The following is a 15,443-nucleotide window of genomic DNA, read 5'->3' as shown; positions in this document are numbered from 1 at the left end:
TCGGTTCGGTCCCGGCCCGCGACGGTGGGTCTGGGGGGCTCGGGCGGAACTCCGGGAGGTACCCCCGGAGAGACGTCGCCTCCGAATCGGTGACGATTCGGAGGCGACGACGATGTTCGGACGTTTGCCCGCGGATCAGAACTGGTAGCGCAGGCCGGCGGTGATCGAGGCACCCTCGATCTTCGCGCCGTAGCGATAGTCGCCGCGGACGAAGCCGGTGAGACCGGTGGTGAGCGACTGCCCGGCCAGCGACAGGCCGATCTGGCCGAAGCCGCCGATCCGATCGGTGGTGATGGTCGGGTTGGCCGCCCCGGAACCCTGATCGAACAGAGCCGTCGCGTTGCCGCCGAATTCCTGCCAATAGCTGAGCTGGACCGACGGCCGCAGCACGAAGGTGTCGGTCATCGCCACAGCCGTCCCGACGCGCAGGCGAACCGAACCGATGATGCTCTGCAGATCGTCGACGCGGATCTTGCTGTTGGTCAGGGTCGGGATCGGAACGTCACTGACGTGCACGGACGCGTAGTTGAGGCCGGCCGAAGGTTCGATGAACCAGCTCTCACCGATCGGGATGACCTTGCCGGCGGTCAGGATGGCGCTGTAGCCCTGAGCCCCGACGGTCTCACCCAGCGGGATCGCGATGCTGTTGGTGATCTTGATCTTGTAGTAATTCCGCTGTGCCTGCAGGTCGGCGAAGTAGCCGTTGCCGGTGACCGCGCCATAGGCGCCGAAGAACGGCGCTTCGACGCTCGACTTCGAGATGCCGGCCGACAAGCGATCGGTGTTGTTCACAGTGACGTAGCCGGCGGTCAGACCGAAGTGGGCGTTGAACCCCGATCCCTTGATGTCCGAGATGCCGCCGTCGAACCCGGCCTGGACGCCCTCGAAGGTCGACCGGAACCGAGAGTCCGCGGCATTGCCGGTCACCGTCGTCCGCGAGTCGACCTGATACTGACCGGCCTTGGTCCGCACCCAGGTTCCGAAGGATAGTTGGTCCTGCTTCGGATCGATCGGTCCGGTGATGAAGGCACTGGTCGGCTCGGCGAAGCCGGTGGTGATCGAGGTCAGGGCCGCGGTCACCGCGGCCGCGCCGGCGCCGGCCGCCCCGGCGTTGAGGGACGAGACGGCGGTAATGGTGTTGCCGGTGTCCTGACGCGTCCAGATGACCAGCGAATTGGAGGTCAGCCCGGTCACGGTGACCTTGGAGGGATCGGTGACGGTGGCGAGCAGCACCGCGGTTCCTTGGAGGGCGACCCCGCCCACGTCGGCGACATGAATCACCGTCGTGCCGGCCGCGGCGCCGTTCACCGTCACGGTGTCGGCACGGACGCCCGATCCGCCCACCGACCGATCGATGTCGACGTTGATCGTCTGTCCGCCGCCGGAGAGCGAGCCGACGGTCAGGTTGGTGTAGGTCTTGGAGCCGTTGACCATGTTGACGGTACCGGACCCGCCGAGCGCGCCGGTGACCGTCATCGCCGCCGTATTGGCGTTGACCGTTCCGTTGTTGCTGAGCGTTCCGTCGACCGTCAATCCGCCGGTCGCGTTCAGCGTCCCGGTGTTGCCGAGGTTGCCGAGGATCGATCCGGAGGCGTTGATCGTGCCGGCATTGGTGGTGCCGGAGAAGGCCGAGAGAGTGCCGGCGCTGGTGATCGTCGAGCCGGCCGCGTTGGTGATCGTGTCGGCAGCGAGGGTCTTGCCGGCCGCCACGTTCACGCCGACCGCCGCGGTCGAGGTATTGGCGAGGGCGGTGATCTTGGTGAAGTCGTCGTTCACCAACAGAGTTGCGGTGCCGGTGTTGGTGAAGCTGTTGTCACCAATCAGCGCAGCCTTGACCGTGAAGGTGCCGGTGCCCTGGTTGACGACGGAGCCGAGGATCTTGCCGGCGGCGTTGATCGCACCGTCGTTGGTGGTTCCGCTGGTCGCCGACAGAGTTGCGGTGCCGTTGCTGGTGATCGTCGAGCCGACGGCGTTGGTGATCTTGTCGGCGCCGAGGGTCTTGCCGGTCGCGACGTTCACGCCGACCGCCGCGGTCGAGGAGTTGGCGAGGGTGGTCAGGCCGGTGTAGCTGCCGCCCGTCACCGCCAGCGTCGCGGTGCCGGTATTGGTGAAGGTGCTGTCGCCGGTGAGCGCACCGGTGACCGTGAAGGTCGCGGTGCCCTGGTTGGTGACGGCCCCGAGCACCGAGCCGGCGGCGTTGATGGTGCCGTCGTTGGTGGTGCCGCTGGTCGCCGACAGGGTGCCGGTGCTGGTGATCGTCGAGCCGACGGCGTTGGTGATCTTGTCGGTGCCGAGGGTCTTGCCGGTCGCGACGTTCACGCCGACTGCCGCGGTCGAGGTATTGGCGAGCGTCGTGATCCCGGTGAAGTTGCCGCCGGTCACGTCCAGCTTGGCGGTGCCGGCGTTGGTGAAGGTATTGTCACCGAGGAGCGCCGCCGTGACCGTGAAGGTCGCGGTGCCCTGGTTGGTGACCTTGCCGAGGATCTGGCCGGCCGCATTGATCGTACCGTCGTTGGTGGTGCCACTGGTCGCCGACAAGGTGCCGGTGCTGGTGATCGTCGAGCCGACGGCGTTGGTGATCTTGTCGGTGCCGAGGGTCTTGCCGGTCGCGACGTTCACGCCGACTGCCGCGGTCGAGGTATTGGCGAGCGTCGTGATCCCGGTGTAGTTGCCGCCGGTCACGTCCAGCTTGGCGGTGCCGGTGTTGGTGAAGGTATTGTCGCCGAGGAGCGCCGCCGTGACCGTGAAGGTCGCGGTGCCCTGGTTGGTGACCTTGCCGAGGATCTGGCCGGCCGCATTGATCGTACCGTCGTTGGTGGTGCCACTGGTCGCCGACAGGGTGCCGGTGCTGGTGATCGTCGAACCCACCGCGTTGGTGATCTTGTCGGCGCCGAGGGTCTTGCCGGTCGCCACGTTGATGCCGACCGCCGCGGTCGAGCTGTTGGCGACGGTGGTGAGGCCGGTGTAGTTGCCGCCGGTCACCGCCAGGGTCGCGGTGCCCTTGTTGGTGAAGCTGTTGTCGCCGAGGAGCGCCGCCGTGACCGTGAAGGTCGCGGTGCCCTGGTTGGTGACGGCGCCGAGCACCGAGCCGGCGGCGTTGATCGTGCCGTCGTTGGTGGTGCCACTGGTCGCCGACAGGGTGCCGGTGCTGGTGATCGTCGAACCCACCGCGTTGGTGATCTTGTCGGCGCCGAGGGTCTTTCCGGTCGCCACGTTGATGCCGACCGCCGCGGTCGAGCTGTTGGCGACGGTGGTGAGCCCCGTGTAGTTGCCACCGGTCACGTCCAGCTTGGCGGTGCCGGTGTTGGTGAAGGTATTGTCGCCGATCAGCGCGCCGGTGACCGTGAAGGTCGCGGTGCCCTGGTTGGTGACGGCGCCGAGCACCGAGCCGGCGGCGTTGATCGTGCCGTCGTTGGTAGTGCCGCTGGTCGCCGACAGGGTGCCGGCGCTGGTGATCGTCGAACCCACCGCGTTGGTGATCGTGGTCGCCGCCAACGAGGCTCCGAGGGCGACGTCGATGCCGACCGCGGCCGTGGACGCGTTGGCGAGGGTGCCGATCCCGGTCACCGCACCGGTCGTCACGACGATCGTCGCCGTGCCCTTGTTGGTGACGTCGCCGGTCACCGCGACATTGCCGCCGGCGAAGGAGATCTTACCGGCGTTCTGGTTGGTGACCGTGCCGTCGATCGTCAGGCCGCCGCTCTTCAGATTGATCGCGCCGTCGTTGACGATCGCCTTGTTGGTGGTGCTGGCGAGAGTCGCCGTGCCGCCCGGGCCGTTGAAGTTGATCACGCCGGTGGCGAGGTTGTTGACGTTGCCGGCATCGGTGACCGTGCCGTTGGTCGCGACGTTGATCGTCGCGGCATTGTTCAGCGTGTTGCCGGTGCCCTGCAGCGTGCTGCCGATACCGACGCCGATGGTCGCGCCGAGATTGTTGTTGATCGTCGCCGCCGACAGCTTCTTGCCGTCGGCGATGTTGATCGTGCCTTGGTTGGTGAGCACCGTGATGCCGGTGAAGTCGCCACCGTTGACCGACAGCGTGCTGCCGACGCCCTGGTTGGTGAAGGTGTTGTCGGTGGTCGTCGCGCCGCTGACCGTGAAGGCCGCCTTGTTGACGATCGCGCCCGACAGCGTGCCGCTCGACGTGGCCGTACCCGAGTTGTCGAGACCGCCGGTGAAGGTGCCGCCGTTGAGGCCGATCGTGCCGGTGGCGGTGACGGTGGTGAGGCCGGTCACAGTGGCGCCGGCGTCGTTGTTGAAGGTGCCGCCGGAGACCGTCACCGTGCTGCCGAAGGTGCCGCCCGACTTGTTGGTGACCGTGCCGCCGGAGATCGTCGAGGCCCCGTTGATCGTGCCCGAATTGTCGGTCGTTCCGCCGCTGCTGGTCAGGCCGCCGCTGATCAGGGCACTCGCCTGATTGGTCAGGGTGCCGCCGGAGATCGTGGCGCCGCCGGCGATCGTGCCCGAATTGGTGGTGGTGCCCGCGGTGTTGGTCAGGCCGCCGTTGATCGTGCCGGCGTTGCCGGTGCTGCCGGAGTTCGACACGCCGCCGTTGATCGTCGCCGTCGCCTGGTTGGTCAACGTGCCGGCGTTGGTGGTGCCGCCGGTGGTGGTCAGCGTGCCGGCATTGACGATCGTCGCGCCCGACTGGTTGTCGACCGAGGTCGCCGACAGGGTCTTGCCCGCCGAGATGCTGACGCCGGTCGCCGCCGTCGAGCTGTTGGTCAGCGTGGTGACGCCGGTCAGGTCGCCGCCCGACACCACGAGGGTCGCGGTGCCCTTGTTGGTGAAGCTGTTGTCGCCGGCCAGCGCGCCGGTGACCGTGAAGCTGCCCGAGCCCTGGTTGACGATGGCGCCGCCGACCGTGCCGGCGGCATTGACCGTCGCCGAGTTGGTGAGGCCGCCGGAGACCGTCCCGGTGGTGGTCAAGGTGCCGCCGGTGACCGTGGCGCCGCCGTTGATCTTGCCCGAATTGGTGGTGGTGCCCGCGGTGTTGGTCAGGCCGCCGTTGATCGTGCCGGCGTTGCCGGTGCTGCCGGAGTTCGACACGCCGCCGTTGATCGTCGCCTTCGACTGGTTGGTCAGCGTCCCGGCGTTGGTGGTACCGCCGGTGGTGGTCAGCGTGCCGGCATTGACGATCGTCGCGCCCGCCTTGTTGTCGACCGAGGTCGCCGACAGGGTGGTGGCGCCCGAGATGCTGACGCCGGTCGCCGCCGTCGAGCTGTTGGTCAGCGTGGTGATGCCGGTGAAGTCGCCGCCCGACACCACGAGGGTCGCGGTGCCCTTGTTGGTGAAGCTGTTGTCGCCGGCCAGCGCGCCGGTGACCGTGAAGGCCCCGGAGCCCTGGTTGACGATGGCGCCGCCGATCGTGCCGGAGGCATCGACCGCCGCCGAGTTGGTGAGGCCGCCGGTGACCGTCCCGGTGGTGGTCAGCTTGCCGCCGGTGACCGTGGCGCCGTTGCTGATCGTGCCCGAGTTGCCGAAGGTGCCGGCGGTGTTGGTGAGCGAGTCGACGGTCCCCGAGCTGGTGCTGGTGCCGGCGTTGCTCACCGCCCCGAGCTGACCCGCGTTGCTCAGCCCCCCCGCGGCATCGATCGTCGTGGTCCCGGACACCGAGCCGGCCGCCGTGACGGTGGTGGTGCCGCCGGTGACGTGCAGGGTCGAAGTACCGACCAGCGCTGCGGCGATGGTGCTCGCCCCGCTCGCCGAGACCGCCGAAGTCAGCTTGCCACCGGAACTCGCGATCGTCCCGCCGGTGAGCGTCACGGCGTTGATCGTCTGATCGAAGGTCGCGAGATCCAGAGTGCCGGAAACCGTGGTCGCGCTGGCGGCCGAGAACGTGCCGGCCGCGCCCGCCGCGAGCGTCGCGCCACCGTCGACGGTGGTCGCGCCGGTGTAGTCGTTGGCACCCGACAGGGTCGTGGTGCCGCCCGTGACGTGCAGCGTCGACGTGCCCGTCACCTGCGCGGCAATGGAGCTCGTCCCACTCGACGACACCGTCGACGTCAGCTTGCCGCCACCGACGACCTTGCCGTCGGCGAGGGTCACCGTGGCGATCGAAAGATCGTTGCCGGAGAGATCGAGCGTGCTGCCGGTGTTCACGGTCACGCCGCTCGACGATGCGATCGAATTCGTCACGCCATTGACCAGCGTCGATGCCCCGGTCACCAACGTCGCTCCGGTGTAGCCCTGCGCGACGCCGATCGTCAGCGAGCCGCCGCCTTCGACGGTGAGGCCGGTCACGCCGGAAATCACCTTCGCGAGAGTCGAGGAGTCGTTCTGATTGAAGGCGACCGTTCCACCGAAGGCGAGGTCGTTCGTCAGCGAACCGTGGGCACCACCGGTGCCGATCTGCAGTGTCCCACCCCCGGAGACCGTGCCACCGGTCTGGTCGAACACCGTCGTCACCGCCAGCGTGCCGCCGGCGAGGATCCCCAGATCGCCGCCGCTCAGGGCCAGCGAATTCACCGTGATGAAGTCGCCCCCGTAGACGGTCGGCGGCTGGCCATTGCTGTTGCCGGTGATCGTCGCATCGTTGCCTTGGGGGGTGCCATTGCTCCAGTTCGTGGCAGTGGCCATCGATGTGCCACCCGTGCCCAGCCAATTGGTCGTGACCGCGAGGGCGGAGCCCTCCGACACCAGGAAACAGGCCGAGGCGAGGAGCGCCACCTTGAGTGCCGTCCGAGGCGCGCCAGCAATCCGCGTCGCACCCTTCGAACCGTTCACGTTCGCGATCATCGAAAATCCCCACCCAAATGCGCAAAAAGCCACATGCGTCCGTTCCGACGATAATCACCCCCACGGCGAATCCGCAACAGCATCGAAGGGTCTAAAAAGTCACATGATGACCGATGAATTTTTCGTTCCACGCCCGACGAAGAAGTTCCCATCGATCTAACCACCTGGAATCACGGGGTGACGCGACGGATGCGTGATCTCGTCGCAGGGACTCGTTCGGGGCGGCGCGGGACGGCACGTCACCTTTCCGACGCGAGAAAGCCACCGTTGTTGCGGCCGGGCCACAGAGTCCTCGGCGGTTGTGGAGGCCCTTGTCGCGATTGACCCTAGGGCAGGGCGGCCCCGCCGGTCGGGAATCGTCGAGTCCCTGCCGTTTTGCGGCGGGCGCACGGTTCTCGGCCGAAGTGTCGGTCGGTTGCCGGGTTGTTTCCGTCCGCGGGTCGGGGCTAGGATCCCGGCGCAGGCGCGGGGCTCTCTCCCGACGCCGAAATCGGGACGGGGGCGGCCTCACATGACGCGGGCAGGATGGGGCGGTGGCTACACCGTCGACGTCGACTATCTTCAGGAATACTTCGCCGATTGGGTCCCCTTGCGAACCCGCTTCGCCCTGCTCGCCTCCGGCTGGGAAGCGCCGCCGCTGCGTTCCGCCTGCGAACTCGGATTCGGTCAGGGCATGACCATCGCCGTGGCCGCCGCCACCGGCGACGCCGAATGGGTCGGCACCGACTTCAACCCCTCCCAGGTCGCCAACGCCCGCGATCTCGCCGGCCCCACCTGCCGGCTGTTCGACGATTCCTTCGCCGAATTCGCCGCCCGCGACGACCTCCCGACCTTCGACTTCATCGTCCTGCACGGCATCTGGAGTTGGGTCTCGCCGGAGAATCGGGCGGTGCTGGTCGACTTCATCCGCCGCCGTCTGGCGGTCGGCGGCGTCCTCTACGTCAGCTACAATCTCGCCGCCGGTTGGGCTTCGATGGGCGCGGTGCGCCGCCTGATGAAGGACTTCTACGACAAGCGCGCCGACCGCTCCGCCGGCCCCGAGGTTCGCGTCCGCGCGACCTTGGCCTTCGCCGAAGGCCTGCTCGCCACCGGTTCGGCCCATCTCGGTTCGCAGCCGCTCGCCGCCGACCGCATCGCCAAGCTCAAGACCCACGACTGGCGCTACATTCTCCACGAATATCTCAATGACGACTGGCATCCGATGCACTTCGCCGAGGTCGCCGAGGAACTCGCCGGCGCCAAGCTCGGCTATGCCTGCTCCGCCGCCTTCTTCGACCACGTCGACGTCCTGACCCACGGCGAAGAGCAGATCCGCATCCTCGAATCGATCCGCGACGTCGCCGACCGCGAGACGATGCGCGACTTCTTCAGCAACCGGAACTTCCGCCGCGACCTCTGGGTGAAGGGCGCGATGCGGATCTCCTCCGATCGCCAGCGCCGCGAGATCGGCGCCTTCACGGTGACGCTCCTGACCCGCCGCGCCGACGTGACGCTGCAGATCGGGATGGGCGAGAACACCGCCACACTGCAGAAGGCGATCTACGAGCCGATTCTCGATCGCCTCGCCGACGGCCCCTGCACCATCGCCGACCTCCTCGCCGCGCTCGAGCCGCGCGGCATCGCCTTCGGTCAGATCGTCGAGGCGGTGCGGGTGCTGCTCGCCAAGTTCGACGTCGGCTTCGTCCAGGACGCCCCGGTGATCGAGGCCCGGCGCGCGTCGACCCGGGTGCTCAACCGTCGGCTGCTCGACCGCGTCCGCGACGGTGACGAGGTCAAGTTCCTGGCCAGCCCGGTGCTCGGCTGCGGCCTGCCGGTGGATCACGTCCACCTCCTCTTCATCCTCGCGCGCGAGGCCGGCCACGAGAGCGCCGACGCCATCGCCGCCCATGCCTGGGAGGCGCTGACCGCCCGCGGCCGCTCGCTGGTCGCCGACGGCCGCGCGATCACCGATCCCGACGCCGGCCGGGCGCGCATGAAGGTGCTGGTCGAGGGCTTCCTCGAGGCCCGCCTGCCGGTGCTGACGGCGCTCGAAGCGGTGTGACGACACCTCCCGCCGGCGGCCGCGACGCCGCCGGCGGGGCCTCGCGAGAAATTTTCGGGGCGGAGGCCGTCGTCTGGCTTTCGCCCCAAATCGATGACACTATCCCGGTCCGAGAGGTCGATGGGCGGTTGTCGCCGGTGACCTCGGGGGTTCGATTTCAGACGAACTCGAGCGGAGGCGGACGGGTCGGGGGGAGGTATTGGGCGCGATCGCCGCGCCCCTCCGGCCATGGTTCTCCGATCGCAGCGGCCGTCGTCCAGAGGGCGGCCCGGGTTCGAACGCTCCTTAGTGCTGTTTTCGGTCCGAGGGTTCCATGAACGATTATAAACAGAAGAACCGTATCGCCGTCCTGACGACCCCCCTCGGCCCGGACGTCGTGCTCTTCGACCAGATGACCGCCACCGAGGGTTTGAGCGAGTGTTTCAGCTTCGCGATCGATGCGGTCGCCGACAAGGATGTCATCGACTTCACGCCGGCTCTCGGAAAGAACTGCAACGTCGAAGTCAAGACATTCAATGACTTGAAACGTAATTTCAACGGTATTTTGGTCAACACGCAGTGGCATGGCGTCGGCGAGGGCATGTTCGTCTATCGGTTGGAGCTGAGGCCGTGGTTCTGGCTGCTGCAATTCACCACCGATATGCGGTTTTTCCAGAACAAATCCGTTCCAGACATCATCAAGGAAGTGTTTGATGGTCTCGGCTTCAGTGACTATGAGTTGAAGCTCAGCCAATCCTATGATCCACTTGAATATTGCGTGCAATTCAGAGAGACTCATTATAATTTCGTATCGCGCTTGATGGAAGAATACGGCATTTACTATTTCTTCAAGCACACGTCCAGCAAGCACATCATGGTGTTGGCGGATGCCCCGAGCGCTCACGAGCCGATCGAAAACGGCGGTGACATCCCCTATTATCCCCAGACCGGCAACTACGTCCGCACCAGCCAGCACCTGCACGAATGGTCGAGCGAACGCATGTTCCGCTCCGGCAAGGTGACGTTGAACGACTACGATTTCGAGAAGCCGCCCGCCGATCTCAAGACCAGCCGCGAAGGCAAGGAGAGCTATCAGCATTCCAAGCTGGAACTCTACGACTTCCCCGGCCGCTACACCGAACGCGGGCTCGGTGAGAGCTTGGCCAAGGTCCGCCTCGAAGCCGAACAGGCGATGGATCACCGCCGCGCGGGCCTCGGCGACGCCCCGAGCATTTATCCGGGCGGTAAGATCAATCTCAAGAATCACCCCTCGAAGAGCGAGAACGCCGAATACATGGCGGTCCACGCCAGCCATTCGGTCGTGAACTCCGCCTATCGCTCCAAATCCGGGGCGACCCAGGACAGCTATTCCGGCCAATATGTCTTCGTGCCGGCGGCGCAGGTGTTCCGCGCGCCGCAACACACCCGCAAACCGATCGTCCACGGCATCCAGACCGCCAAGGTGGTCGGTGAGGACGGCGAGGAGATCACCGTCGACAAGCACGGCCGGATCAAGGTGCAATTCCCCTGGGACCGCAACAAGAAGCAGTCCTGTTGGATCCGCGTCGGCCGCGTCTGGTCGGGCAAGCAGTGGGGCGACCTGTTCCATCCCCGCCACGGTCAGGAGGTGGTGATCGACTTCCTCGAAGGCGATCCGGATCGTCCGCTGGTGGTCGGCACCGTCTACAACGCCGACAACATGCCGCCCTATCCCTTGCCCTCCGAAAAAACCAAGGCCGGCTACAAGACCAATTCGACCAAGGGCGGCGGCGGCTTCAACGAGTTCCACTTCGAGGACAAGAAGGACGCCGAGAAGATCTTCATGCGGGCGCAGAAGGACTTGGACGTCCTGGTGCGCAATCAGGAGACCCGGACCATCGGTCCGGTCTTCCCGACCCCCCAGGGCGAGTCGTCGCGCGCCACGACCCTGAAGTTCGGTGACGAGGAGCTCAACGTCGAGACCGGCGACCGCAAGGTCAAGATCGGGCACGACGAGATCGTCGACATCAAGAACGATCAGAAGATCACCGTTCACAACACCATCGCCATCACCGCCACCAACAAGCTCACCCTGACCGTCGGTCAGAGTACGATCGTCATGGAGCCGACCAAGATTTCGATCTCGTCGACGATGATCGAAGTGACGTCGACGGCGAGCATGAAGCTCTCGTCGTTGACGCTCGATTCGAGCAGCTCCGCCACGACCACAATCGACGGCGGCGGCCTGTTGAACCTGTCGGCGGGCCTGGTGAAGATCAACTGACGACGACCGCGGCCAGCGGCCGTCCGGCGGAACGCGAGGGACGAGGTCATGCGACGCATCCGTTTCGGCACGGTGGCCGACGTCTACGAGGCCTTTCCCGCTCTGGCGAAGATCGTGCCGCCGAGCGACGGCGAGCGACCCCCGCTCGACTTCGTCGAGCGCCTGATCCGCGCCGACCGGCTCGACGATGCCCTCGCCTTCATGGCCTTCCTGCTGCCGCGGCGCGAAGTGGTGTGGTGGGGCTGCCGCTGCCTGATGGCCGCCGGCGACGTCGTCGAAGGCGCCGACAAGCGCAGTTGGGCGCTGGCCGCCAACTGGGCGCGCTCGCCCGACGAACAGCGCCGCATCGCCGCCCTCGACCACGGCGACACCGCCGACGATTCCCGCGCCGCCACCTGGCTGACACGCGCCGCCGCCTGGTCGGGCGGCACGATGGTCGTCAACGAGTATTCGGCGACCCTGCCGCCGCCCGATCTGACCGCCAAGTCGATCCGCGCCGCCCTGTCGATCTCGCTGGGCACCCATGGCGAGATCGCCGCGAAGCTGCGGCGCGACTTCCTGGCGATGGGCCTGGAGATCGCCCGCGCCGACAGCGACCTCGCCGACGACCTCGCCGCCTTCCAGAAGAAGATGGTCGCCGCCGGCTGAACCGCGTCGGGTTCAGGCGGCGCGCGCCGGATCGGGCAGGCCGGGCAGGTCGACCCGGGCCAGCGCCCCGTGCGGCACCGCCGCCAGCAGGGTCAGCGTGCCGCCGTGGGCTTCGACCGCGGCGCGGGCGATCGCCAGACCGAGCCCGAAGCCGTCGGTGTCGTCCATGTTGCGGGCGGCGTCGCCGCGCACGAAGGGGCGCAGCATCGCTTCGCGCTCGGCCTCGGGAATGCCCGGGCCGTCGTCCTCGACCTCGATCCGCACCGCGCCGTCGGGGCGCTCGATCAGCCGCAGATGAACCTCGGAGCCGTATTTGGCGGCGTTGTCGACGAGATTGGCGAGCGCTCGCGTCAGGGCGCGGCTGCGCACCCGCCGCTTCAGATGGTCGGGCCCGGTGAAGTCGATCGCATGGCCGAGATCGGCCCATTGATCGGCGAGGGTCTGGACCAGCGCCACCAGGTCGACCAGTTCCGGCGCCTCGTCGTGGCGGCCCTCGCGCAGATAGGTCAACGCCCCTTCGATCATCCCGGTCATCAGTTCGAGGTCGTGCAGCACCTCGCGGCGCAGGTCGTCGTTGGGGATGAACTCGCTGCGCAGACGCAACCGGGTGATCGGCGTGCGCAGATCGTGGCCCATCGCCGCCAGCATCCGGGTGCGCTCCTCGACCAGCACGCGAATGCGGCCGCGCATCGCGTCGAAGGCCCGGACCGCCACCCGGACCTCGTCGGGTCCCCGGTCGGGGAGCGGAAGCGGTTCGGCCTCGATGTCGAATTCACGGGCCGCCGTGGCCAGCGCCCGGAGCGGCCCGACCAGGGCGCGCATCGCCCACAGGCCGAGCAGCGACGAACAGATCACCGCGAACACGGTACTCGCCACCGCCGGCCCGATCAGCGGTTGCGGCGGCCGGGCGGCGGCCGTCAGGACCAGCCATTCGGTCGGCGACAGGCCGAGCGCCAGGATCTCCCCCCGCTCCACCGATTCGTCGTCGGTTCCGCTCTGAACGAGTCCGGCCGGCGCCAGGCTGCTCAGATCGTCGATCATCCGACCGCGACCGTGACCGGCGGGCGGCGGCGGCGCGTTCTTCACGGCGGTCGGCGGGTGATCGTCGAGGTGGATCTGCAGCGACGGGAAGGTCCGATCGATCTCGGCGACGAAACGTCCGCGATCCTCGCCCGCCGGTCGGGCGATCACCATCCGCACCAGCGTTCCGAGATGCGGATTGACCACCGGATCGTAGGTGGGCTCGCCCAGGAAATGGAACATCGCCGAGACGGCGACCTGGATGATCACCACCGAGACGACGACCACCACCGCCAACTGTGCGGTGATCTTCTGCGGCAGGAGCTTGGCGAGCCGCCGTCTCACGTGCTCTCGACCTCCGCCGCGAAGAGATAGCCACCCGAGCGCACCGTCCGGATGATCTCGGGATGATGTGGGTCGCCTTCGAGTTTGCGGCGGATGCGGCTGATCAGGATGTCGACCGAGCGCTCGTAGGGTCCGGGCGCTCGCCCCTGGGTGAGGTCGAGCAGGCTGTCGCGCGACAGCACCCGGCCGGGTCGCTCGACCAGCACCAGGAGCAGATCGAACTCTGCCGCGGTCAGGGTGACCAGGGCGCCGCCCGGATCGGTCAGCCGCCGCGCCGCGACGTCGAGGTGGAAACCGAGGAAGGCGTGGTTCTGGGCGCGCGCCGGCCCTTGCGGATCGGCATCGGCGCGGCAGCGGCGCAGCACCGCGCGGATCCGCGCCAGGAGCTCGCGCGGGCTGAACGGCTTGGTCAGGTAGTCGTCGGCGCCGGTCTCGAGCCCGACCACCCGGTCGAGTTCGTCGCTCTTGGCGGTCAGCATGACGATCGGCAGGCGGGTGTCGCGGCGCAGGCGGCGGCAGATCGCCAGACCGTCCTCGCCGGGCAGCATCAGATCGAGGATGACCAGGTCGTAGTGGCCGTCGGCGAGGCGTCGATTCATCTCGCGACCGTCGCCGGCGACCGACACGCGGAAGTCGTTGACCCTGAGATAGCGGGCGACCAGGGCGCTGATCTCCCGATCGTCTTCGACGACGAGGATGTGCGGGCTCGTGTTCATGGCCGTTTCTTGCCCAGATCGGAGGCGCCGTGAACCAGGAAATTTGTTTCCGTTCGTATCGCTCGGGCGCCGAGAAACACCCGTAAACCAAGCACTCGTTTTGTTAACGACTGGTCAACCGCGGCGGCGTGGTCTGGACCCCGTGATCCACTGCCGACGGTCGAGTCGGTCACGCAAGGGACAGCCCATGACCTCCATCTCCGCTCTGCCGTCCAACGCGACGCGCCAATCTCCCCTCGAACGCCTGAAGTCCCAACTCGCCGACGAGGTCTCGTCCGGTACGGTCGCCTCGTCCGACCAATCCGCGCTCTCCTCGGCGCTCGACACCATCGATTCGACGCTGAAGAGCGAGGCCTCGTCGTCTTCGTCTTCGTCGTCCTCGTCGTCGAAGACCGACATGAAGGCCAAGATCGAAGGCCTGATCGACGATCAGGTCAAGGCCGGCACGCTGACCGACACGCAGGCGACCGAACTGAAGAAGGTGTTCTCGAACGCCGCGCCGCAGAAGGGCGCCGGCGGTCCGCCGCCCCCGGGCGGCCCCGGTGGTCCCCCGCCCCAGGGTGGCGCCGACGATTCGTCGTCCTCGAGCGACGGCACGTCGTCGACGTCCTCGTCCTCCGGTTCCTCCTCGTCGAGCGTGCTCGAGGACTTCCTGGCGGCGCTCAAGGCGCAGAAGTCGTCGAGCACCTACGGCTCCGACGGCGGCGTCTCGTCGAGCACCTCATCGCTGGTCCTCGACACTCAGGCCTGAGTCTCGAGAGACCGGATCGCGCGCCGGTCCGAAACGTGAAGAGCCCGGGATCGGCGGTGCCGGTCCCGGGCTCTTTGTGTTCGCCCCGCCGGTCGCCCGGCGGGGTCGATGTGGTGTGTCTCAGCGTTCGACGGTGAGCGCGATGCCCATGCCGCCGCCGATGCACAGCGTCGCGAGGCCACGCTTGACGTCGCGCTTCTGCATCTCGTGCAGCAGCGTCACCAGAATCCGCGCGCCCGAAGCGCCGACCGGATGGCCGAGCGCGATCGCCCCGCCGTTGACGTTGAGCTTGGCCCGGTCGAACGCCAGATCCTTGCCCACCGCCAGCGCCTGCGCCGCGAAGGCCTCGTTGGCCTCGATCAGGTCGACGTCGTCGATCGTCCAGCCGGCCCGCGCCAGCGCCTTGCGCGACGCCGGGATCGGCCCGGTGCCCATGATCGCCGGATCGACGCCGGCGGTCGCCCAGGACACGATCCGCGCCAACGGCGCCACGCCCCGCGACGCCGCTTCGGTCTCGCTCATCAACACCACCGCCGCGGCGCCGTCGTTGATGCCGGAGGCGTTGCCGGCGGTCACCGTGCCGGCCTTGTCGAAGGCCGGACGCAGCTTGGCCATCGCCTCCAGCGTCGCGCCCATGCGGATGTACTCGTCCTGATCGACGATCCGGTCGCCCTTGCGGTCCTTGATCGTCACCGGCACGATCTCGTCGGCGAAGCGCCCGGACTTCTGGGCGGCTTCCGCCTTGTTCTGCGACCACACCGCGAAGGCGTCCTGCTCCTCGCGGGTCAGCTGCCACTGGCGCGCCACGTTCTCGGCGGTGACGCCCATGTGGTAGCCGTGGAAGGCGTCGGTCAGCGCGTCCTTGAGCATGGTGTCGGTGAGCTCGAGGCTGCCCATCTTGGTGCCGGTGCGCAGGTAGGCGGCGTGCTGGGCCTGGCTCAT

General features: G+C 67.5%; 8 protein-coding genes. 4 read left to right on the top strand and 4 right to left on the bottom strand.

The genetic code is table 11. The annotated features are described in order from the left end of the window. Positions 1–135 precede the first annotated feature (135 nt). Positions 136–6,579: a hypothetical protein gene (locus EYW49_RS13375; RefSeq protein WP_165498245.1), complete on the bottom strand. Its 6,444-nt coding sequence runs from the start codon at positions 6,577–6,579 to the stop codon at positions 136–138. Between the two features lie 670 nt (positions 6,580–7,249). Between EYW49_RS13375 and EYW49_RS13370 the strand changes: the two genes are divergently transcribed. The 3 genes from EYW49_RS13370 (at position 7,250) to EYW49_RS13360 (ending at position 11,669) form a co-directional block, all read left to right on the top strand. After that, positions 7,250–8,779 (top strand): class I SAM-dependent methyltransferase, encoded by a 1,530-nt coding sequence (locus tag EYW49_RS13370; protein WP_131310090.1) that lies wholly within the window; start codon positions 7,250–7,252, stop codon positions 8,777–8,779. A 313-nt stretch (positions 8,780–9,092) separates the two neighbouring features. Then, positions 9,093–11,021 carry a type VI secretion system Vgr family protein gene (locus tag EYW49_RS13365; RefSeq protein ID WP_131310089.1) on the top strand — a complete coding sequence of 643 codons (1,929 nt, stop codon included), beginning with the start codon at positions 9,093–9,095 and terminating at the stop codon, positions 11,019–11,021. Positions 11,022–11,069: 48 nt separating this feature from the next. Next, positions 11,070–11,669: a DUF6931 family protein gene (locus tag EYW49_RS13360; protein ID WP_131310088.1), complete on the top strand. Its 600-nt coding sequence runs from the start codon at positions 11,070–11,072 to the stop codon at positions 11,667–11,669. Between the two features lie 12 nt (positions 11,670–11,681). On the opposite strand, the gene EYW49_RS13355 is transcribed toward EYW49_RS13360, so the two are convergent. Next, a complete protein-coding gene (locus EYW49_RS13355; RefSeq protein WP_131310087.1) occupies positions 11,682–13,034 on the bottom strand; it encodes an ATP-binding protein in 1,353 nt (450 codons plus the stop codon). Continuing rightward, complete coding sequence (locus tag EYW49_RS13350; protein WP_131310086.1) at positions 13,031–13,750, bottom strand: response regulator; 720 nt, start codon at positions 13,748–13,750, stop codon at positions 13,031–13,033. Before EYW49_RS13350 ends, EYW49_RS13355 begins: the two co-directional genes overlap by 4 nt. A 187-nt stretch (positions 13,751–13,937) precedes the next feature. On the opposite strand from EYW49_RS13350, the gene EYW49_RS13345 reads away from it, so the two are divergent. Continuing rightward, the gene (locus EYW49_RS13345) at positions 13,938–14,501 is read left to right on the top strand and encodes a hypothetical protein (RefSeq protein ID WP_131310085.1); all 564 of its coding nucleotides are present in this window, start codon (positions 13,938–13,940) and stop codon (positions 14,499–14,501) included. Positions 14,502–14,621: 120 nt separating this feature from the next. Here EYW49_RS13345 and EYW49_RS13340 read toward each other — a convergent pair. Beyond that, positions 14,622–15,443 (bottom strand): acetyl-CoA C-acyltransferase (locus tag EYW49_RS13340; protein ID WP_131310084.1); only part of this gene is annotated, 822 nt, incomplete at its 5' end.

Origin of the sequence: Siculibacillus lacustris (assembly GCF_004328075.1) — a bacterium.
Lineage (GTDB): Bacteria > Pseudomonadota > Alphaproteobacteria > Rhizobiales > Ancalomicrobiaceae > Siculibacillus > Siculibacillus lacustris.
The sequence above is the reverse complement of the archived record's forward strand: the minus strand, read 5'-3'. Positions and strand labels throughout refer to the sequence as shown.

What these genes read in the sequence shown, in the direction of transcription:
- EYW49_RS13375 (WP_165498245.1), bottom strand. Translation starts at nt 6,579, where the DNA reads ATGGCCACTGCCACGAACTGGAGCAATGGCACCCCCCAAGGCAACGAT.
- EYW49_RS13370 (WP_131310090.1), top strand. Translation starts at nt 7,250, where the DNA reads ATGACGCGGGCAGGATGGGGCGGTGGCTACACCGTCGACGTCGACTAT.
- EYW49_RS13360 (WP_131310088.1), top strand. Translation starts at nt 11,070, where the DNA reads ATGCGACGCATCCGTTTCGGCACGGTGGCCGACGTCTACGAGGCCTTT.
- EYW49_RS13365 (WP_131310089.1), top strand. Translation starts at nt 9,093, where the DNA reads ATGAACGATTATAAACAGAAGAACCGTATCGCCGTCCTGACGACCCCC.
- EYW49_RS13350 (WP_131310086.1), bottom strand. Translation starts at nt 13,750, where the DNA reads ATGAACACGAGCCCGCACATCCTCGTCGTCGAAGACGATCGGGAGATC.
- EYW49_RS13345 (WP_131310085.1), top strand. Translation starts at nt 13,938, where the DNA reads ATGACCTCCATCTCCGCTCTGCCGTCCAACGCGACGCGCCAATCTCCC.